The sequence below is a fragment of the Roseovarius sp. genome (assembly GCF_965228755.1).
Classification (GTDB): Bacteria; Pseudomonadota; Alphaproteobacteria; order Rhodobacterales; family Rhodobacteraceae; genus Roseovarius.
This window is the reverse complement of sequence record NZ_CBDDIG010000005.1, coordinates 841,369-862,549: the sequence shown is the minus strand read 5'-3', so window position 1 is coordinate 862,549 and position 21,181 is coordinate 841,369. Positions and strand designations below refer to the sequence as shown.

Here is a 21,181-nt window from a genome sequence, read left to right as displayed (position 1 = left end):
TCAGCCTCCAATCGCCCAGCGGGCCCAGAAGCCCCCGAGCACTTCGAATTTCGCAAGGAACGCGATGATCACCACCCATGCCAGCGACAGGGGCAGGAACACCTTCCAGCCGATCCGCATCAGCTGGTCGTAGCGATAGCGCGGCGTGATCGCCTTCACCATGGCGAAGATGAAGAAGAAGAACGCCATCTTCGCGATCATCCAGAGCACCCCGTCCGGCAGGCCCGGAATGGGCGACAGCCAGCCGCCGAAGAACAGCAGCGAGGTCAGCGCGCACATCAGGAAGATGGCGATGTATTCACCGGCCATGAACAGCAGGAAGGGCGTGGCCGAATATTCCACCTGGTAGCCCGCCACCAGCTCTGATTCCGCCTCCGGCAGGTCGAAGGGCGGGCGGTTCGTCTCGGCCAGGGCCGAGATGAAGAACAGGAACACCATCGGGAAATGCGGCAGCCAGTACCAGCCGAAGAAGCCATAGGCCGTGTCCTGCGCGCCGACGATGGCGCTGAAGTTCATCGAGCCGGTCGAGATGATCACGCCCACGATGATCAGGCCGATCGACACCTCGTAGGAAATCATCTGCGCGGCGGACCGCAGCGAGCCGAGGAACGGGTATTTCGAGTTCGACGCCCAGCCGCCCATGATCACGCCGTACACCTCGAGCGAGGAGACGGCGAAGACGAAGAGGATGGCCACGTTGATATCCGACAGCACCCAGCCCTCGTTCATCGGGATCACCGCCCAGGCCAGCACCGCCAGCACGAAGCTGGTCAGCGGCGCCAGGATGAACACCGCCTTGTCGGCCCCCGCGGGCACGACGACCTCCTTGACCACGTATTTCAGCGCGTCGGCCACCGTCTGCAGCAGGCCGTAGATGCCCACCACGTTCGGCCCCCGCCGCATCTGCACCGCGGCCCAGATCTTCCGGTCGCCATAGACGAGGAACAGCAGCGAGATCATGACGAAGCCAACCACGGCCAGGCACTGCGCGGTGATGATCAGCGCGATCCCCAAGGGGGTTGTCAGAAATTCAGCCATCAGCTCCTCACACCATCGGTATTCCGTTTTCCGCGCAATCGGCGGCGACGACTTCGGCGTCTATTTTCTTGATCCCGTCGGGTATCGTCGGCGAGATCGTGTAAACCGCATCTCCGCGCCAGATGCCACCCTCTTCGACCACTTTCGTGCGCACGTGACGCGCAAATCCGAAGCCGCGGATCAGCGTGTACTGCGCCGCCGCACATTCGGCATAGCGATCGAGGTCGGTGCTGTCCCGCGCCCCGGCCATTTCCACCTGGAAACTCACGAGATCCCCGTCCAGCAGGCGGGTTTCGATTCCCCTGTAATCCGGCCGGAACGGCGCTTCCGGCTCGGAATCGGCCGCGTCGCAGCCCGACACGGCCGTCGCCACCGAAATCGCCAGTGGAGATATCAGCGCGCCGCGCCGCATCACTCGGCGGCCACCGGCTCTGTCCGGCGGGCCTTGGCCTCGGCCGACAGCTCGGCCATCAGCGCGCTCGCCCGGGCAATCGGGTTGGTCAGGTAGAAGTCCTGGATCGCGGGCTGCAACTGGCCGGCGCCAAGCTCCACCTCCTCGACCAGGGTCCAGCCATTCTCCGGCACCGTGTCGATCGCGGCCAGGTGCGGAACCGCCTCGACCATCGCCCGGCGCAGCTGCGCGATGCTGTCGAAGGGCAGCGCGCTGCCCATCTCGCCCGACAGCGCCCGCAGGATCGCCCAGTTTTCCTTCGCCTCGCCCGGCGGATGCCCCGCGCGCAGCGCCAGCTGCGGCCGGCCCTCGGTGTTGACGAAAAGCCCCTGCTCTTCCGTATAGGCCGCCGCCGGCAGGATCACGTCGGCGCGATGCGCGCCCCGGTCGCCATGGCTGCCCTGGTAGATCACGAAGGGCCCGCTGGCGATCTCGATCTCGTCGGCGCCGAGGTTGTAGACCACGTCGGCCCCCTCCAGCGCACCTTCGATGCCGCCTTCGGCAACCGCGCCCACATCCATCGCGCCAACGCGCGACGCCGCGGTGTGCAGCACCAGCATCTTGCCGCCCAGCTTCTCCGCCAGCCGCATCGACAGGCTCAGCACCGCCGGCCCGTTCTCGCCCCGCAGGCCGCCCTGGCCCACCACGACGATCGCGCCCTCGGTCGCCTCGGCCTCTGCCAGCGCCCGGTTCATGAACTTGTTCCGCCCGCCGTGCTGGGCCGCCTCATAGGTCAGGTCGGTCGGCTGGCCGATATGGATCACCTCGGCCCCGTTGAGCCACGCCTTGCGAATCCGCGCATTCAGCACCGGCGCCTCGACCGCCGGGTCGGTGCCGATCAGGTAAACCGTCTTCGCCGTATCCAGCTCCTCGACCCGGGCATTGCCCACATAGGCCGAGCGGTTGCCAGCCGGCAGGTGCGCCCCGTCGGTGCGGCATTCCACCTGCCCGCCAAGGCCTTCGACCAGCTGCTTCAGCGCGTAGGCGCCCTCGACCGGAGCCAGGTCACCGACCAGCCCGGCCACCTTCTTGGCGCCTTTCAGCGCCTCGGCGGTCTTGGCCAGCGCTTCGGGCCACGTCGCCGGCTTCAGCTTGCCGCCCTCGCGGATATACGGCCGGTCCAGCCGCTGCCGGCGCAGGCCGTCCCAGACGAACCGGGTCTTGTCGGAAATCCATTCCTCGTTCACGCCGTCATGGTTCCGCGGCAGGATGCGCATGACCTCGCGGCCCTTGGTATCCACCCGGATATTGCTGCCCAACGCATCCATCACGTCGATCGTCTCGGTCTTGGTCAGCTCCCACGGCCGCGCGGTAAAGGCATAGGGCTTCGACACCAGCGCGCCCACCGGGCACAGGTCGATGATGTTGCCCTGCAGGTTCGAATCCAGCGTCTCGCCCAGGTAGGCGGTAATCTCGGCATCCTCGCCCCGGCCGGTCTGGCCCATCTGGTGAATGCCCGCCACCTCGGTGGTGAACCGCACGCAGCGCGTGCAGGAGATGCAGCGCGTCATGTGGGTTTCCACCAGCGGCCCGAGGTCGAGGTCGTCAACCGCCCGCTTCGGCTCGCGGAAGCGGCTGAAATCCACCCCGTAAGCCATTGCCTGGTCTTGCAAATCGCATTCCCCGCCCTGGTCGCAGATCGGGCAATCGAGCGGGTGGTTGATGAGCAGGAACTCCATCACCCCCTCGCGCGCCTTCTTGACCATGGGCGAGTTCGTCTTGACCACCGGCGGCTGACCTTCCGGCCCGGGCCGTAGGTCGCGCACCTGCATGGCACAGCTTGCCGCGGGCTTGGGCGGGCCGCCCACCACCTCGACAAGGCACATCCGGCAGTTGCCCGCGATCGAAAGCCGCTCGTGATAGCAGAAACGGGGAATCTCGATCCCCGCCTGCTCGCACGCCTGGATCAGGGTCATCGCCCCGTCGACTTCGACTTCCTGGTCGTCGATGATGATTTTGCGAAGGTCAGACATCCGTTCTCACTTTGCTCTCAGTAACTGGCCGATCCGGCTTTTTTGGGCCATTTCCGCCCGGCCGAGCACGCACAGGCTCTCGGCATCCAGATTGCTGGCCCCTCTGGCTTCGAAATAGGCGTTGCGCCGCTGGCGCATCTTTTCCTTTTCGACGTCGTCGTTGATGTAGGCGTCGATCTGCGCGTCGCTGTAGCCGCGTGCCGCGGCCAGCGATTTCAGACCGTTGGCATAGCTCTGCGCCTTGAAGTACTTGCCGCCGATGCTGTTGCACTCGCGGCGGATCTTGTCGGCCACGGCCAGCGCCAGCAGGCCGTCGTTGATGTCGCGCTCGTTTTCGAGGCCGGCACCGGCGCTCGCACCGACGGCACCGGCTGACAGGGCAAGGCTCAGGACAAGGGCGGTCATGCGTTTCATGTGGATTTCCTTTCACTCACACGGGGGCGCGCCACGGCGGCACACCCATCTGCAGCGCAGATGGGTCGCACCCCGCGTGATATGCAATAACACGCGCGCCAAACCCCTGTTATGAAAGACGAATTCACCAAAGAACGCAGGTCCCGCTAAAGGTCAGCCGACCGCTTTGCCGGGCCAGCACCGCGTCGGGCGCATCCGGCCCCACGGTCCATGCAATCTCCGACGTGCCGAAATGCTTCAGGCAGTACTGCTTGCCGCCGTACCGCCCCGCCTCGCGTGCCCCGGCCCGGCCCTGGTCGGCCCGTCGAACCGACACGGTGAACCGCTTGCGGTCGGCCTTGTCGGCGGCCCGCGCCTTGCTCGGATAGTAATTGCCGTTGAAAAACACCCGCTCGCTTTTCTTCGAGCAGCCCGCCACGGCCACCGTCGCAACCAGCAGCAGTGCCACCGCCACGCGCCCCGGCGCCTTGTGCCAAATCCGTTCAGCCATTGAGAAACACCGCCTTTACAACAAGATACGCAAGGCCAAGGCACATGAGCCAGCCCGCGACATAGGTGAAGGACCGCAGCCCCATATCCGGTTTTCCGATGCCGTTGATATGCACCACCGCCAGAAGGATACGCAACAACAGAAAGCCCGAGGCGAACAGGTTCACCCAGAACGGGCTGCCCCCGGCAAGGATCGCGGCCAGTACCAGCCCGACAAAGGCCGGCATCGACTCGACGAGATTGCCATAGGCCCGGTGCCACCGATAGCCGCTGTCGGAATAATCCGCCGGCGGCTGTGCCCCCGGTGCCAGCCCGGCCTTCGTCTTGCGCATCGCCGACAGGGGCCCCAGTACCAGCTGCAACAGCGCCAGCCCGACGATCGCCGCAAGGGCATGTCCGTATTCAGCGAAATCCATCATCGGTTCAATTCCGGCCCCTCAGCTTCCACCGGCGCACAAGATGTCGTACGTCCCTGCCCCGGCCGCGACACCCACGATCAGCGAGACCAGCAACTTGCCGCCCTTGCATCCCGCCCGCCATCTCAGTTCACCTTCGAATGGGTCGGGGGATGCACCGCATCCTTTTCGATCACCACGATGGAATCGTGCACGTGCAGCCCGCTTACCGCGCCTTCCAGCTCGGGCACCTGAAGCCCCTGGTGGTGATAGCGCTCGTGCATGTCATCGACGATCCGCCGCACCGTGTTGAAAAAGTTCGCCTCGGCGTCATAGCCGCCCTCGAACCCTTTCCAATAGGCCGCGTGCAGGTCTTCGATCATGTAGGTGCCGCCCACCTCCAGCCTCGGGTAGACCGCGCGCAGCGACGCCTCGATATGCGGCATCTGGTGGCTGCCATCATCCAGCACCACATCGACCCCGCCCATCTCGTCGATCACGGCATTCAGGAAGTCCGGATCGTCCTGCGACCCGATCCTCACCTGCCCCGCCACGCCGTCGAACGCCTTGCAGCTCTTCTTGATATCGACCCCGAACAGAACGGCATCCTCGCCCAGAAATCGCCGCCACATCTGAAGGCTCCCGCCCTTGTCGACGCCGATCTCGAGGAACCGCACCTTCGTGCCCCGGTACTTGCCGAAGTACCGGTCATAAAGCGGGATGTAATGATGCCACTTGTGCACCACGTAATCCTGCGTCGTGGCATAGATCTCGGCCAGGTCGCCGTCATAGTCGTATTTGTCGCGGATGTCCGCGACCACGTCCTCGCCGGTGAAACGGTACTTCTTGATCACGACGCCCCCTTCCCCCGCGCGGGCGCGGTCACCGGCCCAGCCGGGCAGGAATATGGAAGAAGGGCGCGCATGATCCGGTCACTCCGCCGCGACGGCGCTGACCCGGCCGGTCTTCTGCGCCTTGATCCGGTCCTCGATCTCGTCGCGGAAGTTGCGGATCAGGCCCTGGATCGGCCAGGCCGCCGCATCGCCCAAGGCACAGATCGTGTGGCCCTCGACCTGCTTGGTCACGTCGAACAGCATGTCGATCTCCTCGACCTCGGCCTCGCCGCGCACCAGCCGGTCCATCACCCGCATCATCCAGCCGGTGCCTTCCCGGCAGGGCGTGCACTGTCCACAGCTTTCGTGCTTGTAGAATTTCGACAGCCGCCAGATCGCCTTGATGATGTCGGTCGAGTTGTCCATCACGATCACCGCCGCGGTGCCGAGGCTCGAGCCCACCTCGCGCAGCGCGTCGAAATCCATGATCGCGTCCTTCATCTTCTCGCCGCGCACGCAGGGCACGGACGAGCCGCCGGGGATCACCGCCTTGAGGTTGCCCCACCCGCCGCGAATGCCGCCGCAATGGGTCTCGATCAGCTCCTCGAAGGAAATCGACATCGCGTCTTCCACCACGCAGGGGTTATTCACGTGGCCCGAGATGGCATAAACCTTCGTGCCCGCGTTGTTCGCGCGCCCGAAGCTCGCGAACCAGTCGGCCCCGCGCCGCAGGATGGTCGGCACGACGGCAATCGACTCGACGTTGTTCACCGTGGTCGGGCAGCCGTAAAGGCCCGCGCCCGCCGGGAACGGCGGCTTCATCCGCGGCATCCCCTTCTTGCCTTCCAGGCTTTCCAGAAGCGCGGTTTCCTCGCCACAGATATACGCCCCGGCCCCGTGCACGAGGTAGAGGTCGAAATCCCAGCCCGAGCCACAGGCGTTCTTGCCGATCAGCCCCGCGTCATAGGCCTCGTCGATGGCCATCTGCAGCGCCTCGCGCTCGCGGATGTACTCGCCGCGGATGTAGATATAGCTGGCATGCGCCCCCATCGCGAAGCTCGCGATCAGGCACCCCTCGATCAGCGTATGCGGATCGTGCCGCATAATCTCGCGGTCCTTGCAGGTGCCCGGCTCCGACTCGTCGGCATTGACCACCAGATACGCCGGTCGCCCGTCGCTTTCCTTCGGCATGAACGACCATTTCAGCCCGGTCGGGAACCCTGCCCCGCCCCGGCCGCGCAGCCCGCTCGCCTTCATCTGTTCGACGATCTCGGCCCGGCCCATCTCGATCAGCTTCTTCGTACCGTCCCAGTGGCCCCGCGCCTGCGCGCCTTTCAGCGTGCGGTCGTGCATCCCGTAGAGATTGGTAAAGATACGGTCCTGGTCCTTTAGCATGCCGCTACCCCTGATTGTCCTGGCGAGCCCGCCAGTATTGAAAGATCAGCCAGAAGGCAAAGACGAAACCCGCCAGCGCCAGCAGATCGAAGAGAAGCCGCAGCCGCTGGCTGAAGCCTTCTTTGTCTCCGATCAGGGTGGCCAGGATCCAGAACACCGCCGTTCCGGCGATGACCAGCGCTGCCTGGCGTCCCTTGCGGGCGGCTGTGTCGGGTTTGCTCATGCCTCTCGCTCATTCAGTATACGTCACCGTTGTCGACCCGCTTCGAAAAGGCGGTCTCCCCGCCCGAGGCGAGCGTCTTCGCCTGGCTCACCCAGTCGTCGCGGGTCACGCGGCCCTTGAAGCCCTGCAGGTTCTCGTCGACCCACGCCACCTCGGCCGGGCCCCACCCGGCGATCTGGTCGAAATGGTAGAACCCCATCCCGTTCAGCATCGTCTCCAGTTTCGGCCCGACGCCCCGGATCTGTTTGAGGTCGTCCGCCTTGCCACCGCGCGGCGCTGACAGGCCCTCGGGCTTGGCACCCTCGCCGTCCGTCGCCGGTGCATCCGTCACCTCGGCCTCGGGCTCCGCCGCCGTGGCCGGGCTTGCCGGCGCCGGCTCCGCGGCCGGTACGGGGGTCGGCGCGGGCTCGACCGCCGGGACCGCTTTGGCCGGGGCCGCCGAAGCGTCGGAGGCCGCAGGCCCACCGCACAGCAGGAACCGGAATGCCAAACCGAGCGCCGCGAAGATCACCACGCCCAACACCAACGGCCACAACAGCCCGACATCGTCGAACCCCGCCAGCAGCACGAAGGTCAGCACCGCCACCCCTGCCGCCGACAGCCAGCATTTCGCCGGGCAACTCATGTTCGGAGCCACGTTCGCCATTCTACGTTCCCCCTGTGTCGGCTTGCGCCGCATTCTTATCACGCTTTGACCCGTCCGTCTTCGCGTGATCACACAAGGTTTTGGCCTGGCTTACCCAGTCATCGCGGGTCACCCGGCCCTTGAACCCCTCGAGATGCGCGTCCATCCACGCCACCTCCGCCGGGCCCCAGGCGGCAATCTGGTCGAAATGGTAGATGCCAAGCTCGTGGCACAGCCCGGCAAGCTTCGGACCGATCCCCTTGATCCTGGTCAGGTCGTCAGGCGCATCGCCCCGCGCCCTGTCAAGCGCGATGGGCCGCCCGTCCGCCGCATCGGCCACGGCCACCGGCGCCTCGGCTACCTCATCACCGATAACGCGCTCGCCCACCGGCCCGGCGACCGGCGCCGTCCCCTGCCGCGCGGCACCCTCGCCGCACACGATCCGCGAGACCGAAATCGCCACAAGCACCGCCAGCCCGCCGCTGAACATCAGCGTCGCCAAAACCGGGAACGCCGACACCACGACGAACAACGCGACGAAACCGGTGAGCGCGCCAACGCCCCAGCATGCCCACAGGCAGGTTTCCGGTTTCGCCGTCTGTGACATCACAGCCTTTCCTCAGACGCCCCGCGCGGAGGCGTCAGTAAACGTCGCCCTTCTTGGCCCGGTCCGAAAACTCGGTCGAGCCGCCCTCGGCCAGGATCTTGGCCTGGCTCACCCAGTCGTCGCGGCTCACCCGGCCCTTGAACCCCACGAGGTTCTGATCGGCCCAGGCCACCTCGTCCTCGGACCACGCGGCGATCTGGTCGAAATGGAACACGCCCATATCGTGCAGCGCCTGTTCCAGCTTCGGCCCCACGCCCTTGATATGCTTCAGGTCGTCCGGCCCGCCCTCGCGCGCCTCGGACAGCAGTACGGGTTTCTTCCCCTCGCCCGCTTCCGCTGCCGGAGCGGCCTTCTTGGATTTTGGCTTGGCGTTGGATTTCACCGCCGGTTCGTCCGCCTTGCCAGGCTTGCCTTCGGGGGCGCGGGCCGACTCGGGCTTGCCCTTCTCCTTGGCCTGCGCCTCTGCCTTGGTCACGCCGGTATCGTCGGCAGTGGCCTTGGGCGGCACCTTGTCTACGGGCTGGTCCTTCGCGGCCTCCTGCTTCGGCGGCTCCTTCACCTTCACCGCAGGATCGGCGGGGCGATGGTTCGCCCCCTTGTCGCGCCACGGTGCCAGCAGCGGCACTTCGGTGCCGTCAATCCGCTTCACGGTGTCGTTCAGGTCGGTGGCAAGCTGCACGCTGGCGTTGTACTTGGTCTGCCCGCTGTCGAATTCCTTCAGGCTGGTCAGCCCGGCCGCAGGCTCCGACGCGTAACGCCCGTTCTGCGGCCCCGGCACCGGCACCTTGCCGGCGGCCAGCTCGTCGATAAGCTCGCCCATCCGCTCGGCCGTCAGGTCTTCATAGTAATCCTTGCCGATCTGGGCCATCGGCGCATTGGCACAGGCGCCCAGGCATTCCACCTCTTCCCAGCTGAACTTGCCATCGGCGCTCAGCTCATGCGCGTTCGGCGCGATCTTCTCGCGGCAGACGCCGATCAGGTCCTCGGCCCCGCAGATCATGCAGGAGGTCGTGCCGCAAACCTGGATATGTGCAACGGAACCAACGGGATGCAGCTGGAACATGAAGTAGAAGCTGGCCACTTCCAGCGCCCGGATATAGGCCATGTCGAGCATTTCCGCCACGTGCTCGATCGCCGGCCGCGACAGCCAGCCTTCCTGCTCCTGCGCGCGCCACAGAAGCGGGATGACCGCGCTGGCCTGCCGGCCCTCGGGATACTTGGTGATCTGCGCCTCGGCCCAGGCCCGGTTGGCCTCGGTGAACGCAAAGCTCTCTGGCTGTTCGTGGTGAAGACGTCTCAGCATGCTCAGGCACAGGCTCCCGTAGTCAGTTTCACGCCACCGTCAGGCAGGTTCACGGCCTTGTCGTTGGCAAGCATGTAGGATGTGATATCAAGGGCTTGCTGCCGGGTCAGCCCGGCCTGCAGCTCGACCGGCAGGTAATCGGAATCATGCTTCAGCTCGCACCCGATGGTCGAGGCCGCCAGCGTGTAATCCGCGATCATCTGCTCGTTCACGCCCTCCGGCGTCGTGACACAGGCGGCCAGGCCAAGGGGCAACCCCGCAAGCGCCATCACCTTCCGAAATCCCATCATCGTTCCCCCTCGTCGCCGCCGGTCCCCCGACAGCCTTGCCGGCGTTCTTACCGGTCGATTTCCCCGAACACGACGTCCATCGTCCCGATGATCGCCGCCACGTCGGCAAGCTGGTGCCCGCCGGCCACGAAATCCATCGCCTGCAGGTGCAGGAACCCCGGCGCCCGCAGCTTCGCGCGATAGGGCCGGTTCGACCCGTCCGCCACGAGATAAACGCCGAACTCGCCCTTCGGCGCCTCGACGGCGGCATAGACCTCGCCCTCGGGCACGTGGAAGCCCTCCGTGTACAGCTTGAAATGGTGGATCAGCGCTTCCATCGAGGTCTTCATGTCGCCCCGAGTCGGCGGCGTCAGCTTGCCGCGCGCAAGGATGTCGCCGCGGCCCTCGGGCGCCCGCAGCTTCTCGATGCACTGGTGCATGATCTTCAGCGATTGCCGCATCTCCTCCATCCGGCAGAGGTAGCGGTCATAACAGTCGCCGTTTTTGCCGACGGGGATCTGGAACTCCATCTCGTCGTAGCATTCATAGGGCTGCGCCCGCCGCAGATCCCAGGCCAGGCCAGAGCCGCGCACCATCACGCCCGAGAAACCCCAGTCGAGAATGTCCTTCTCCGTCACCACGCCGATATCGGCATTGCGCTGCTTGAAGATGCGGTTTTCCGTCAGCAGCCCGTCGAGATCGCCCAGAACCTTCGGGAACTCGTTCGCCCATGTCTCGATATCGTCAAGCAACTCGTCCGGCAGGTCCTGGTGCACGCCTCCCGGGCGGAAATACGCGGCGTGCAGCCGCGCGCCACAGGCCCGCTCGTAGAACACCATCAGCTTCTCGCGCTCCTCGAAGCCCCACAGCGGCGGGGTCAGCGCGCCCACGTCCATCGCCTGCGTCGTCACGTTCAGCAGGTGGTTCAGGATGCGCCCGATCTCGGAATAGAGCACCCGGATCAGCTGCGCCCGGCGCGGCACCTCGACCTTGCACAGCTTCTCGATGGCCAGGCACCAGGCGTGCTCCTGGTTCATCGGCGCCACGTAGTCGAGCCGGTCGAAATACGGCAGGTTCTGCAGGTAGGTCCGGCTTTCCATCAGCTTCTCGGTGCCGCGGTGAAGCAGCCCGATATGCGGGTCGCAGCGCTCGACGATTTCGCCGTCAAGCTCCAGCACCAGCCGCAAAACCCCGTGCGCCGCAGGGTGTTGCGGGCCGAAGTTGATGTTGAAGTTACGGATCTTCTGCTCGCCCGTCTGGGCGTCTTCAAATCCCTTGGAGCCGTCCATCATCGCGGACCTCCCTTACGTTCGGCCGAAAAGGCCATGATATAGAGCATGATGAGCGTGCAGAGCGGGAAGATCGCGGTGATCGCCCAGTAGCTGGAGATGCCGTATTCCGGAAGCAGCTTCCAGAACGGAACCACGAAGGCCACCGAGAGAAGAATAAGCCAGATCATTCTGTCACCCCTCGCTGCGCCCCACCCGTTCATTTCGATGCGGTGTCTTTCTCGTCCCCCGGCAGGATGTACTCGGCACCCTCCCACGGGCTCATGAAATCGAACTGCCGGTATTCCTGCACAAGGCTCACCGGCTCATAGACCACCCGCTTCTGCACCTCGTCATAGCGCACTTCGGTATAGCCCGTGGTCGGGAAATCCTTGCGAAGCGGATAGCCGCGGAAACCATAGTCGGTCAGGATGCGCCGCAGGTCGGGATGGCCCGAGAACAGGATGCCGAACATGTCGAAAACCTCCCGCTCGAACCAGTTGGCCGAGGAATGGATCCCGGTGATCGACGGCACCATATCCTCTTCCCGCACGGCCACCCGCAGGCGGATGCGCTGGTTCTGGTACATCGACAGGAAGTGATAGACCACGTCGAACCGCTTGGCCCGCTCGGGGTAATCCACCGCCGTGATATCCACCAGCGTCGAGAAACGGCAGGTCGGGTCGGTCTTCAGAAACTCCACCAGCCCGACGATATTCGCCAGCGCCACGTCGACATTCAGCTCGTCGAACGACACCTCCCAGCTCAACACGCAGTCGGTGCGTTTGGCCTCGATGTGTTCGCCCAGTTCCTTCAATGCTGCCGTCATCTTACGATCGTCCCCGTCCGGCGGATTTTGCGTTGCAACTGCAGAATGCCATAGACCAGCGCCTCTGCCGTCGGCGGACAGCCCGGCACGTAGACATCGACCGGCACGATCCGGTCACAGCCGCGCACCACGGAATAGCTGTAATGGTAATACCCCCCACCATTGGCGCAGGAACCCATCGAGATCACGTAGCGCGGCTCGGGCATCTGATCATAGACCTTGCGCAAGGCCGGCGCCATCTTGTTGGTCAGGGTGCCCGCCACGATCATCAGGTCCGACTGGCGCGGGCTCGCCCGCGGCGCGGTGCCGAACCGCTCGAGGTCGTAACGCGGCATCGAGGTGTGCATCATCTCCACGGCACAGCAGGCCAGCCCGAAGGTCATCCAGTGCAGGCTGCCCGTGCGGGCCCAGTTGATGATGTCCTCGGTCGAGGTGACAAGGAACCCCTTGTCCTGCAACTCGCGGTTCAGCGCCTGAACCGCCGGCTCGCGTTCGTAACCGGGCTTGTAGGCCTCCACCGGCGCTTCCGCCGACGGGCCGCTCTTGATCCGGTCGCTCTGAAGGCCCTGGCCCTGGGTCTCGGTGACCCTGGCCTCTTCCTCGGCCATGTCGCTCTTCACTCCCATTCCATGGCTCCCTTTCTCCATTCATAGGCGAACCCGGCGGTCAGCACGGCAAGGAAGACCATCATCGACCAGAAGGCGGCCATGCTGATATCCTGGAAGGCCACCGCCCACGGGAACAGCATCGCGATCTCGAGGTCGAAGATGATGAACAGGATCGACACGAGGTAGAACCGCACGTCGAACTTCATCCGCGCATCGTCGAAGGCGTTGAAACCGCATTCATAGGCGCTGACCTTCTCGGGATCCGGGTGGCGGACGGCCAGGACGACGGCGGCGAGGATCAGCACAAGGCCAAGACCGATGGCGATGGCCAGTAGAAACAGGACGGGGAGGTATTCCCTCAGCATCTCATCCACGTGGTGGCTCCTTTCATGCGCAATCCATGCGCATCAAGCTGGCTCTTTTGACATAATCGGGTTTACCCCTGCCCCATGGTGGGGTCAACCAGACGGTGACAATTTCGCACCCGTCCGGACACCCGCGATGCCCTGCCGGTCAGCGGGGCACAGGTTCACCGGAAACCGCTTGATTTCAAGGCGATCCGGCGTGTCATTCCATGTGATGTAAGCTTGCGCGCGGCGCTGTCGAGGGCAGAAGCGCTCACGATTTCGCCGCGCCGCCGCATCGCCATGCGCGCAGCGCGGCGATGCCCCGGCGCCTGAGTCTGCCTCCGCGGTGTCGCGCCCGATCCCAACGCCCGACGCGGCTGACCGTCCGTCCCCTGGACAAACCGCTTCGCCCGCGCCTCAGAAGGTCAGCGCAGCCCCGACGATCACCGTGTGCGATTTCACCCCCGCCACGCTCGTCACCCGCGGCAGGATCAGCGGCACGAACCCATCGTTGAACATGTACTCCGCCCCCAGCGTCACATGCGGCGCCACCTCCACCTCGAGCCCGAGGATCGCCTGCTCCATCTTCTCCCACGGCAGCCCCCGCGCGCCCTGCACGCCCCGGCTGAACGAGGCCGACCACACCGCCGGCCGCCCGAACAGCTCGCTCCTCCATCGCCCCTGCACCGTGGTCGCCTGCACATGGTGGCCCGTCGCCGGCCAGTCATGCAGCGTCCGCGTGAACTCCGCCATCACGTCGAAGCGCGGCGTGGAATAGACCGCGTTCACGTCCCACAACCCGTTCCAGACCCGGTTGATCCCCCGCCCCGGCGGATGGTGGGCAATCACGCTGTCATAGATCGTCCCGTGCAGGTATCCCGCCCCCATCCGAAGGCTCCGGCCCCGGCCCAGGTCGAACCGGTGCGACCCGTTCACCGCGAAATTGCTGAAGGCCCCGTCATTCCGCGGGCTGCTCAGCACGCGCAGGCCCCGATGCGCAGGAATGAAGGTCAGCGCCAGCTCCGTGCGCGGGGTGACATAGCCAAGCTCGATCACCGGCTCGTCGCTCTGCGCCCAGAAATAATGGGTCGAATGGCTGTGGGTGAACGGCGCATAGGTGGCGAAATTGCCGAAATTCACCGTCTTGCGCCCGAAGGCAAGGTAGACCGGCGCCACGTCCGGATCGCCGATCGCCACCCAGTACTTGCGCAGCTGGATGGGCTTCTGCCCCGGATACTCCACCTCGGTGTATTCCCCTTGCGCAAACGCCGTCACCATCGGCAGCACCAGCGTCGTATGCACCGAGATGTCGTTGATCACGCCATAGCTGTCCGACGTACCGGCGGTGTGGGTCGGCGGCAGCCGCGACAGGATGGGAAAGCGCCCCGGCGTATTCGTCCGCTCCCAGATCTGCGTCGCCACGAACCGCCCGCCCAGGTACAGCGCGCCCGGCTCCAGCCGCGCCTCGCTGCGGGCCAGGAACATGCGCGCGACCTTGTTGGTCACGTGGTCCTGCCGGTCGAACATCTCCTCGGAATAGTGCAGGCTCGTGCGGACAAGGCCGTCGGGGTTGTACATCCCCTCCTCGGCGGCCGCCTGCACCGACCACAGCGCAAGCGCCCCCGCCCAAATCCACCGCGCCAAATGTCCAACCATGCCGAGCCTCCTGCAATCCAATGACCGAAGGTGTGGCACAACATGGTTTATGGGCCGTTAACCAAGCCCGGGCGGCAGGGCCGGCCTACCCCTCCGGCATCCACGCCGGCTTGCGCTTGTCGAAAAACGCCGCAACCCCCTCGTGCGCCTCCGCCGTGTCCCAGGCATCGGCCAGCGCGCCGATGGTATGCTCGATCGTTTCCGTGTCGATCCGCGGCCCCAGCGTACGGAGCAGCGCCTTCGACCGCGCCACCGCCCCCGGCGCACAGTTGAGATAGGGCACGACCTCTTCCTCGACCGCCGCATCCAGCCCCGCAACCGGCACCACCTTTGCCAGCAGGCCCAGCCGCACGGCCTCCTCCGCCCCGAAGATCCGGGCCGACATGAACACCCGCCGCGCATTCGCCTCGCCCATCCGGGCACAGACATAAGGCCCGATTGTCGCCGGGATCAGCCCCAGCCGCGGCTCGGTAAAGCCCAGATTCACGCCCTCGGCCCCGATGGCCACGTCGCAGACGCTCATCATGCCAAGCCCGCCGCCAAACGCATTGCCATGCACCTTCCCGATCACCGGCTTTGGCAGCGTGTTCAGCGCCTGCAGCATCATCGCCAGCTTCGTTGCCTCGGCCGAGCGCACCTCCGGCTCGGCCTCGAACTGCTCGCGCATCCAGCCAAGATCGCCCCCCGCGCAGAAGCTCTTGCCCTTCGCCGCCAGCACGACCACGCGCACCCCGTCATCCTCGGCCAGCACCTGCGCCGCCTCATGCAGCTCGGCAATCATCCGCGCCGACAGCGCGTTGTGCTTCTCCTCCCGGTCCAGCCACAGCGTCGCCACCCCGCGGCCATCGGTCTCGATGCTCACCGTCTCATACATCACCCAACTCCTTGCCAGTCTGTCTCCGCCAGTCCGCGTAAACCCACACCATGCGGTCCACGAACCAAATTTTCGGGATCATCGTCAGCAGCGTGCCGAACACCACCCATGCCGCATCAAGCGCCCACAACCCCCACGCCATCACCAGCGCACCCGGAAACGCCGCCACCGACAGGATCGCCGCCCATCGCCGATGGTGCCCGGCCACCTCGTCCCGCCGGGTCAGGAACACCCGCTCCCCCAGCACGCCGCGCGATGCCCAGCTATCCAGGCGCGCAGGCGGCGGAAAGGCCCGCGGGTTCACCCATGTCCACAACAACACCAATGCCACGGCCCCCCAGGCCCACGCCCCGATCCACACCCGCGACCACACCGCCAGCGCCAGCAGCGGCAGGATCGCGAACCGCGAATAGACAGACCACGGGCTCGCATGACGCGCCCAGACTTGGTCGCTCATGCCCATCAGGCGTTCCATGGCGCGGTAGACCCCGCTCATCCGCCCGCACGGCCCCGCATCTCGACCGCCAGCACCGCGGCATCGTTCAGGATGGCCGAATCGAGCCCGGTCTCGTAGCCCAGCCCGCGCAGCCGCGCATGCACCTTCTCGGTCGCCACGTTCCCCTTGGCCCCGGGCGCATAAGGGCACCCGCCCAAGCCCCCGACCGCCGCGTCGAACACCCGCACGCCACGCTCGAGCGACGCCTCGATATTCTCCACCGCCCGGCCGGACGTGTCATGGTAATGGCCCGCCAGCTTCTCCACCGGCACCACCTCCGACACCGCCGCCAGCATCGCGTCGATGCTCTCGGGCGTGGCCTGCCCGATCGTGTCGCCAAGGCTGATCTCGTAACAGCCCATCTTGTAAAGCGCCTCGGCCACGCGGGCGGCCGACGCGGGCGCCACCTTGCCGTCATACGGGCAATCGGTGACACAGGAGACATACCCACGCACAGGCAACCCCGCCACACTCGCCGCCGCCGCCACCGGCGCGAACCGCTCGAGGCTCTCGGCAATCGTCGCGTTGATATTGGCCTTGGAAAACCCTTCCGAGGCCGACCCGAAGATCGCCACCTCGTCCGCCTTCGCCGCCTCCGCCGCCTCGAACCCGCGCATGTTGGGCGTCAGCGCCGCGTAACGCACCCCCTCGGCCCGCCGGATCCCGGCCAGCACCTCGGCCGAATCCGCCATCTGCGGCACCCATTTCGGGCTCACGAAACTCGCCACCTCGATCCGCCGGAACCCCGCCCCGCTCAGGCAGTCGACCAGCGCGATCTTGTCCTTCGTGGCAATCTGCCGCTTCTCGTTCTGCAACCCGTCGCGCGGGCCCACTTCGAAAATCTCGACGTATTCAGACATCCCAGGCCTCGTAAAAATCCTTCCGGTAAAGCAACATCGCCTCCGGCCCCGGCAGCGAGGCCTTGAACCCCGCGCGCCCCGTGATCCGCTCCATCCACGCGCTCACTTCCGGAAACTCATCCGTCTTGGCGAAGTGCCGCGCCATGTAGACCGCCTGCCCCACGCTGATATCGCAGGCCGAGAACCCGCTCGTCAGCAGGTAATCCCGGTTCTCCACCGGCGTCGACAACTGCGCCTCGATCGCGGCATAGCATTTCTTCAGCCGCGCCGCCTCCAGCTTCATCACCACGGGGCTGCGCATGGCATCGTCGTAAAGCATGATATGCTGCTGGGTCAGGATGGCGACATGCTGGCTGACCGTCTCGGCAAAATGCACCCACATCAGCCAGTCCATCCGGTCCATCGCCCCCGGCGCCCGGCCCAGCCCCGCCTCGGGGAACTTCTCGCACAGGTACTCGACCATCGCGCCGCTCTCGAACATCCGCTCGCCCTCGATCTCCAGCGCCGGCACCCGGCCGGCAGGCGACAGGGTCAGGAATTCCGGCCGCCGGAGCGACTTGTCGAACGGGTGCTCGACCAGCTGGAACGGCACGTCCAGCTCGTTCAGCAACCACAGAACCCGCATCGAGCGGGACTGCGGCACGTGGTGCAGGGTAATCATCGTCAAACTCCTTCCGGCAGTTTCGGCCGAGTCACTCTTGCCGCGTCGCAGGTTTCGGCCCAGCCCGCCCACGCCGACAGCGCCGGCCTTGCCGACATCATTTCGGCCCCCTCGGGCGCCATGCGGAAATAATCCAGCATCGGCCACAGCAGGCAGGTCTCGAGCTCCACCCGGCCCGGCACCAGCACCAGCCCTTCCGCCGCGATCTCCTCCAGCGCATCCAGCACCGGTCCGGCCTTCTCAAGCCCCTCCCGGACGGTCGCCTCCTCCGCCGCCTCGCCCATCAGCGGGCGAAACACACGGTGCGAGAACACCTGCCGGACCAGCGGCCAATAGAGGTAACTGTCGACGATCCCCATCACCTGCCGCATCCGCGCTCTTGCCTGCGCCGCCTCCGGCACCAGGGCCGGCCCGTCGAAGGCGCAATCGACATATTCCATGATCGCCTGCGTCTCGTAGACCCGGAACCCGTCATGTGTCAGCACCGGCACCCGCCCGAACGGATGCACCTCCCGCAGCCGCACCGCATCGGCGGCATCGAACGGGTCGCATTCCTCATCCGCAAACACCACCCCCTTGGCCACCAGCGCCATCCGCGCGGCCCGCGTGTAGACGCTCAGGTGGTAGCCGGTGAGGGTGAGCTCGCTCACGCCTCCGCCTCCTCCAGCCGGACCAGCGCCGCGCCCGCCGTCACCTGCGCGCCTTCTTCGACCAGCACTTCGGCCACAACCCCGTCGCGCGCCGCCAGCAGGGAGTGCTCCATCTTCATCGCCTCCAGCACGGCCAGCCGGTCGCCCTCCTTCACCTCCTGCCCCGGCTTGGCGAGCAAGACCTTCACCAGCCCCGGCATCGGCGCCTCGATCACGTCGGCATCGCCGCCCGCAAGACTGTCACGCTCCAGCAGGTCCACCACCTCGAAGCTCAGCCCGTAATCGGCAAAGACACTCACCAGGGCGCCATTCACCGCCACCGGCGGCGCCGTCTCGCCATCGAGCTGCCAGCGCCCGCCGCTGCGTTGCGCCGCGACCGTGACATCGCCCACGACCACCTCATGCGCCTCGGCCGACAACGTCCGCACCTTGACCACGATCTCCTCGCCGCCCCGCCGCAGATGCACACTGCGCGTCAGCGGCGTCCACAGGATGAAGCCGGTCTCGAACCCTTCCATGCTCAGCAACCCCAGCGCCGCCAGCGCCGCCAACGCCGTCTCCCGCGCCCCCGGCTCCGGCACCACGATCAGCTCATCAAGGTCCCGCTCGATCAGCCCCGTATCAACGTCGCCCGCGGCAAACCCCGCGTGATGCGTCAGCGCGCCAAGGAAGGCGAGGTTCGTCACCGTCCCCGCCACCTGGCAATCCCCCAGCGCCGCCGACATCCGCCGCAACGCCCCGGCCCGCGTCGCGCCATGGGTGATCAGCTTTGCAATCATCGGGTCGTAAAAGGGCGAAATCTCGTCCCCCGCCCGGACCCCGCTATCGGCCCGCGCGCCCTCCGGAAACTCCAGATGCGCCAGCCGCCCCGTCGCCGGCAAAAACCCTTTCGGCACATCCTCCGCGTAAAGCCTTGCCTCGAAGGCATGGCCGTTGATCTCCAGCTCCTCCTGCGATTTCGGCAGGCCTTCCCCGCTCGCCACGCGCAACTGCCACTCCACGAGGTCCACGCCCGTGATCGCCTCCGTCACCGGATGCTCCACCTGCAGCCGCGTGTTCATCTCCATGAACCAGAACCCGTCGGTCCGCAGCCCGTCCGAGCCGTCCACGATGAACTCGATCGTCCCGGCCCCGGCATAGCCGATGGCCTCGGCCGCGCGCACCGCCGCATTGCCCATCGCCTCGCGCATCTCCGGCGTCATCCCCGGCGCCGGCGCCTCCTCGATCACCTTCTGGTGCCGCCGCTGCAACGAGCAATCCCGCTCGAACAGGTGCACGGCCTTCGTACCATCGCCAAACACCTGCACCTCGATATGCCGCGGCTTCTGCACGAATTTCTCGATCAGCACCGCCTCGTTGCCGAACGCCGTCTTCGCCTCGCCCTTCGCACTCTCCAGCGCCTCGGCGAACTTCTCGGGCTTCTCGACCAGCCGCATCCCCTTGCCGCCGCCCCCGGCCACGGCCTTGATCAGCACCGGATAGCCGATTTCCCCGGCCTGCCCGGCCAGGAATTCCGGCTCCTGGTTCTCGCCGTGATAGCCCGGCACCACCGGCACCCCGGCCTCTTCCATCAGCTTCTTGGCGGCATCCTTCAGCCCCATCGCCCGGATCGCCTTCGCCGACGGCCCGATGAATGTCAGCCCCGCCGCCTCGACCGCCTCCACGAAATCCGGGTTCTCGCTCAGGAAGCCGTAACCCGGATGGATCCCCTGCGCGCCCGTCTCCAGCGCCACCTCGATGATCCGGTCGCCCTTCAGGTAACTCTCCGACGGGGCGGACCCGCCGATATGCACCGCCCGGTCCGCCATCGCCACGTGCTTGGCCGTCCGGTCCGCGTCGGAATAGACCGCCACCGTGCGCACGCCCATCGCCCGCGCCGTCTCGATCACCCGACAGGCGATCTCGCCCCGGTTCGCGATCAGTATCGTGTCAAACATGCTTCATCCTTCCGTCATTCCACCAGGGCGCCCAGCCGGTCACACCAGTTGACCGCCGCGCCGGTCCCGGCCTCCGCCGCGAGCCCCTCGCGCACCAGCCGACCGGCCAAATCCTCATCCGCCATCGTCATCCGGACGGGCACCGCCCCGTCCTCTGCCGGGTCACCGACACGGAAAACCTCCACGTCGTCCTCCTCCAGCAGCACCCGCAACCGGTCCCGCCCCAGCGCCCCATGCGCCCGTTCCACCTCGCAACCAGGCTCCGCCATGTCCGGAACCTCGAGCCCGGCCAGCCGCGCCACCCGTTCATCTTCCCCGCAACTCAACCGCACCGTCCGCACATCCATCACTTCAGCTACCTCGCAACCCGCCATGGGCTCGCCTCCCTCGGTCCAGTGCACCTCCTGCCGCACGATATAAAGCCATCCCGCCACCGTCAGACAGGTCAGCACAATCGCGCGGAGAAGGAACCGGAAGGTCATGCATCTGCCCCGCACCAACCCCCGCGCCTGCCGCCATCATATCGCCGGGCCAATCCGGCCTCGATCATGCGCGCCCCGACATGTTCACCGTCGATCGCCATCAGCGTCAGAACCCTGTCATACCGATCCTTCCCGCGCGGGGTCGCCACCACTTTTCCTGCCGTCCAGAGCTGCCAGCGAAGATAGAATGTGGCTGCCACCGCCATACCCAACTCCTTCGGACAGCGCGATTTCATCTCCGGGGTATCGAACCCGAGAAGGCGCCCGCTGACAGGCCCCTCCGCCGGACAGGTCATTTTCACCGTGTCGCCATCCACGACCATCCAGACCTTGCACCCTTCGCTCTCCCTCCATGTCAGACTTGCGGCATCCAGCGCCACCGGCCCGAATATCACCAACGCCCCGACGATCATCAGCACCGTGGCCCAGTTCGTCCGCCCCGGCCGCCACCACCGCGGTTTCTTCCCCCGCGGGTTGGGCAAACCCATATCCCACTTG

General features: G+C 66.1%; 27 protein-coding genes. All 27 read right to left on the bottom strand.

The genetic code is table 11. The features are described from left to right. The gene (gene nuoH / locus ACO07J_RS07650) at window positions 1-1,038 is read right to left on the bottom strand and encodes an NADH-quinone oxidoreductase subunit NuoH (protein WP_422027835.1); all 1,038 of its coding nucleotides are present in this window, start codon (window positions 1,036-1,038) and stop codon (window positions 1-3) included. A 7-nt stretch (window positions 1,039-1,045) separates the two neighbouring features. Then, window positions 1,046-1,450: a hypothetical protein gene (locus ACO07J_RS07645; RefSeq protein WP_422029737.1), complete on the bottom strand. Its 405-nt coding sequence runs from the start codon at window positions 1,448-1,450 to the stop codon at window positions 1,046-1,048. Next, window positions 1,450-3,462, bottom strand: a complete 2,013-nt coding sequence (nuoG, locus tag ACO07J_RS07640) for an NADH-quinone oxidoreductase subunit NuoG (RefSeq protein WP_422027833.1) — start codon at window positions 3,460-3,462, stop codon at window positions 1,450-1,452. Before nuoG ends, ACO07J_RS07645 begins: the two co-directional genes overlap by 1 nt. Before the next feature lie 6 nt (window positions 3,463-3,468). Continuing rightward, window positions 3,469-3,876: a DUF5333 domain-containing protein gene (locus ACO07J_RS07635; RefSeq protein ID WP_422027831.1), complete on the bottom strand. Its 408-nt coding sequence runs from the start codon at window positions 3,874-3,876 to the stop codon at window positions 3,469-3,471. A 124-nt stretch (window positions 3,877-4,000) separates the two neighbouring features. After that, window positions 4,001-4,366 (bottom strand): hypothetical protein, encoded by a 366-nt coding sequence (locus tag ACO07J_RS07630; protein WP_422027829.1) that lies wholly within the window; start codon window positions 4,364-4,366, stop codon window positions 4,001-4,003. After that, entirely contained in the window at window positions 4,359-4,784 is a 426-nt protein-coding gene (locus ACO07J_RS07625) for an MAPEG family protein (RefSeq protein WP_422027828.1), read from the bottom strand. The genes ACO07J_RS07630 and ACO07J_RS07625 overlap by 8 nt, the downstream gene beginning before the upstream one ends. A gap of 122 nt (window positions 4,785-4,906) precedes the next feature. Then, window positions 4,907-5,614, bottom strand: coding sequence for a class I SAM-dependent methyltransferase (locus ACO07J_RS07620; protein ID WP_422027826.1), 708 nt, complete (start codon window positions 5,612-5,614; stop codon window positions 4,907-4,909). Between the two features lie 78 nt (window positions 5,615-5,692). After that, on the bottom strand, window positions 5,693-6,988 hold the full coding sequence (nuoF, locus tag ACO07J_RS07615; RefSeq protein ID WP_422027824.1) for an NADH-quinone oxidoreductase subunit NuoF: 1,296 nt from the start codon (window positions 6,986-6,988) through the stop codon (window positions 5,693-5,695). A gap of 4 nt (window positions 6,989-6,992) precedes the next feature. After that, window positions 6,993-7,211, bottom strand: coding sequence for a DUF5337 family protein (locus tag ACO07J_RS07610; protein ID WP_300892467.1), 219 nt, complete (start codon window positions 7,209-7,211; stop codon window positions 6,993-6,995). A gap of 13 nt (window positions 7,212-7,224) precedes the next feature. Continuing rightward, window positions 7,225-7,857, bottom strand: coding sequence for a hypothetical protein (locus ACO07J_RS07605; protein ID WP_422027822.1), 633 nt, complete (start codon window positions 7,855-7,857; stop codon window positions 7,225-7,227). Window position 7,858: 1 nt separating this feature from the next. Beyond that, a complete protein-coding gene (locus tag ACO07J_RS07600; protein WP_422027820.1) occupies window positions 7,859-8,443 on the bottom strand; it encodes an NADH:ubiquinone oxidoreductase in 585 nt (194 codons plus the stop codon). Between the two features lie 34 nt (window positions 8,444-8,477). Continuing rightward, the gene (locus ACO07J_RS07595) at window positions 8,478-9,746 is read right to left on the bottom strand and encodes an NADH-quinone oxidoreductase subunit E (RefSeq protein ID WP_422027818.1); all 1,269 of its coding nucleotides are present in this window, start codon (window positions 9,744-9,746) and stop codon (window positions 8,478-8,480) included. A 2-nt stretch (window positions 9,747-9,748) separates the two neighbouring features. After that, the gene (locus ACO07J_RS07590; protein WP_422027816.1) at window positions 9,749-10,033 is read right to left on the bottom strand and encodes a hypothetical protein; all 285 of its coding nucleotides are present in this window, start codon (window positions 10,031-10,033) and stop codon (window positions 9,749-9,751) included. Window positions 10,034-10,083: 50 nt separating this feature from the next. Beyond that, the gene (locus ACO07J_RS07585; RefSeq protein WP_300892664.1) at window positions 10,084-11,304 is read right to left on the bottom strand and encodes an NADH-quinone oxidoreductase subunit D; all 1,221 of its coding nucleotides are present in this window, start codon (window positions 11,302-11,304) and stop codon (window positions 10,084-10,086) included. Continuing rightward, the gene (locus tag ACO07J_RS07580; RefSeq protein ID WP_422027814.1) at window positions 11,304-11,474 is read right to left on the bottom strand and encodes a hypothetical protein; all 171 of its coding nucleotides are present in this window, start codon (window positions 11,472-11,474) and stop codon (window positions 11,304-11,306) included. The genes ACO07J_RS07585 and ACO07J_RS07580 overlap by 1 nt, the downstream gene beginning before the upstream one ends. Window positions 11,475-11,503: 29 nt before the next feature. Beyond that, complete coding sequence (locus ACO07J_RS07575; RefSeq protein WP_422027812.1) at window positions 11,504-12,112, bottom strand: NADH-quinone oxidoreductase subunit C; 609 nt, start codon at window positions 12,110-12,112, stop codon at window positions 11,504-11,506. Continuing rightward, window positions 12,109-12,738 carry a NuoB/complex I 20 kDa subunit family protein gene (locus ACO07J_RS07570; protein WP_422027810.1) on the bottom strand — a complete coding sequence of 210 codons (630 nt, stop codon included), beginning with the start codon at window positions 12,736-12,738 and terminating at the stop codon, window positions 12,109-12,111. The genes ACO07J_RS07575 and ACO07J_RS07570 overlap by 4 nt, the downstream gene beginning before the upstream one ends. Continuing rightward, window positions 12,729-13,094 (bottom strand): NADH-quinone oxidoreductase subunit A, encoded by a 366-nt coding sequence (locus ACO07J_RS07565; protein WP_057816534.1) that lies wholly within the window; start codon window positions 13,092-13,094, stop codon window positions 12,729-12,731. The genes ACO07J_RS07570 and ACO07J_RS07565 overlap by 10 nt, the downstream gene beginning before the upstream one ends. A gap of 390 nt (window positions 13,095-13,484) precedes the next feature. Beyond that, a complete protein-coding gene (locus ACO07J_RS07560; protein WP_422027808.1) occupies window positions 13,485-14,723 on the bottom strand; it encodes a hypothetical protein in 1,239 nt (412 codons plus the stop codon). Between the two features lie 85 nt (window positions 14,724-14,808). Continuing rightward, window positions 14,809-15,597: a crotonase/enoyl-CoA hydratase family protein gene (locus tag ACO07J_RS07555; RefSeq protein ID WP_422027806.1), complete on the bottom strand. Its 789-nt coding sequence runs from the start codon at window positions 15,595-15,597 to the stop codon at window positions 14,809-14,811. Then, window positions 15,590-16,072 (bottom strand): DUF6653 family protein, encoded by a 483-nt coding sequence (locus ACO07J_RS07550; protein WP_422027804.1) that lies wholly within the window; start codon window positions 16,070-16,072, stop codon window positions 15,590-15,592. Before ACO07J_RS07550 ends, ACO07J_RS07555 begins: the two co-directional genes overlap by 8 nt. A 17-nt stretch (window positions 16,073-16,089) precedes the next feature. Beyond that, window positions 16,090-16,953, bottom strand: a complete 864-nt coding sequence (locus tag ACO07J_RS07545) for a hydroxymethylglutaryl-CoA lyase (RefSeq protein ID WP_422027803.1) — start codon at window positions 16,951-16,953, stop codon at window positions 16,090-16,092. Beyond that, complete coding sequence (locus tag ACO07J_RS07540) at window positions 16,946-17,614, bottom strand: glutathione S-transferase family protein (protein ID WP_422027801.1); 669 nt, start codon at window positions 17,612-17,614, stop codon at window positions 16,946-16,948. The genes ACO07J_RS07545 and ACO07J_RS07540 overlap by 8 nt, the downstream gene beginning before the upstream one ends. Window positions 17,615-17,616: 2 nt before the next feature. Then, complete coding sequence (locus tag ACO07J_RS07535) at window positions 17,617-18,264, bottom strand: glutathione S-transferase family protein (RefSeq protein ID WP_422027799.1); 648 nt, start codon at window positions 18,262-18,264, stop codon at window positions 17,617-17,619. Further along, window positions 18,261-20,201 carry an acetyl/propionyl/methylcrotonyl-CoA carboxylase subunit alpha gene (locus tag ACO07J_RS07530; RefSeq protein ID WP_422027797.1) on the bottom strand — a complete coding sequence of 647 codons (1,941 nt, stop codon included), beginning with the start codon at window positions 20,199-20,201 and terminating at the stop codon, window positions 18,261-18,263. The genes ACO07J_RS07535 and ACO07J_RS07530 overlap by 4 nt, the downstream gene beginning before the upstream one ends. A 14-nt stretch (window positions 20,202-20,215) precedes the next feature. Beyond that, window positions 20,216-20,683 (bottom strand): thermonuclease family protein, encoded by a 468-nt coding sequence (locus ACO07J_RS07525; RefSeq protein ID WP_422027795.1) that lies wholly within the window; start codon window positions 20,681-20,683, stop codon window positions 20,216-20,218. Next, on the bottom strand, window positions 20,680-21,165 hold the full coding sequence (locus tag ACO07J_RS07520) for a thermonuclease family protein (RefSeq protein WP_422027793.1): 486 nt from the start codon (window positions 21,163-21,165) through the stop codon (window positions 20,680-20,682). Before ACO07J_RS07520 ends, ACO07J_RS07525 begins: the two co-directional genes overlap by 4 nt. Between the last annotated feature and the right edge of the window lie 16 nt (window positions 21,166-21,181).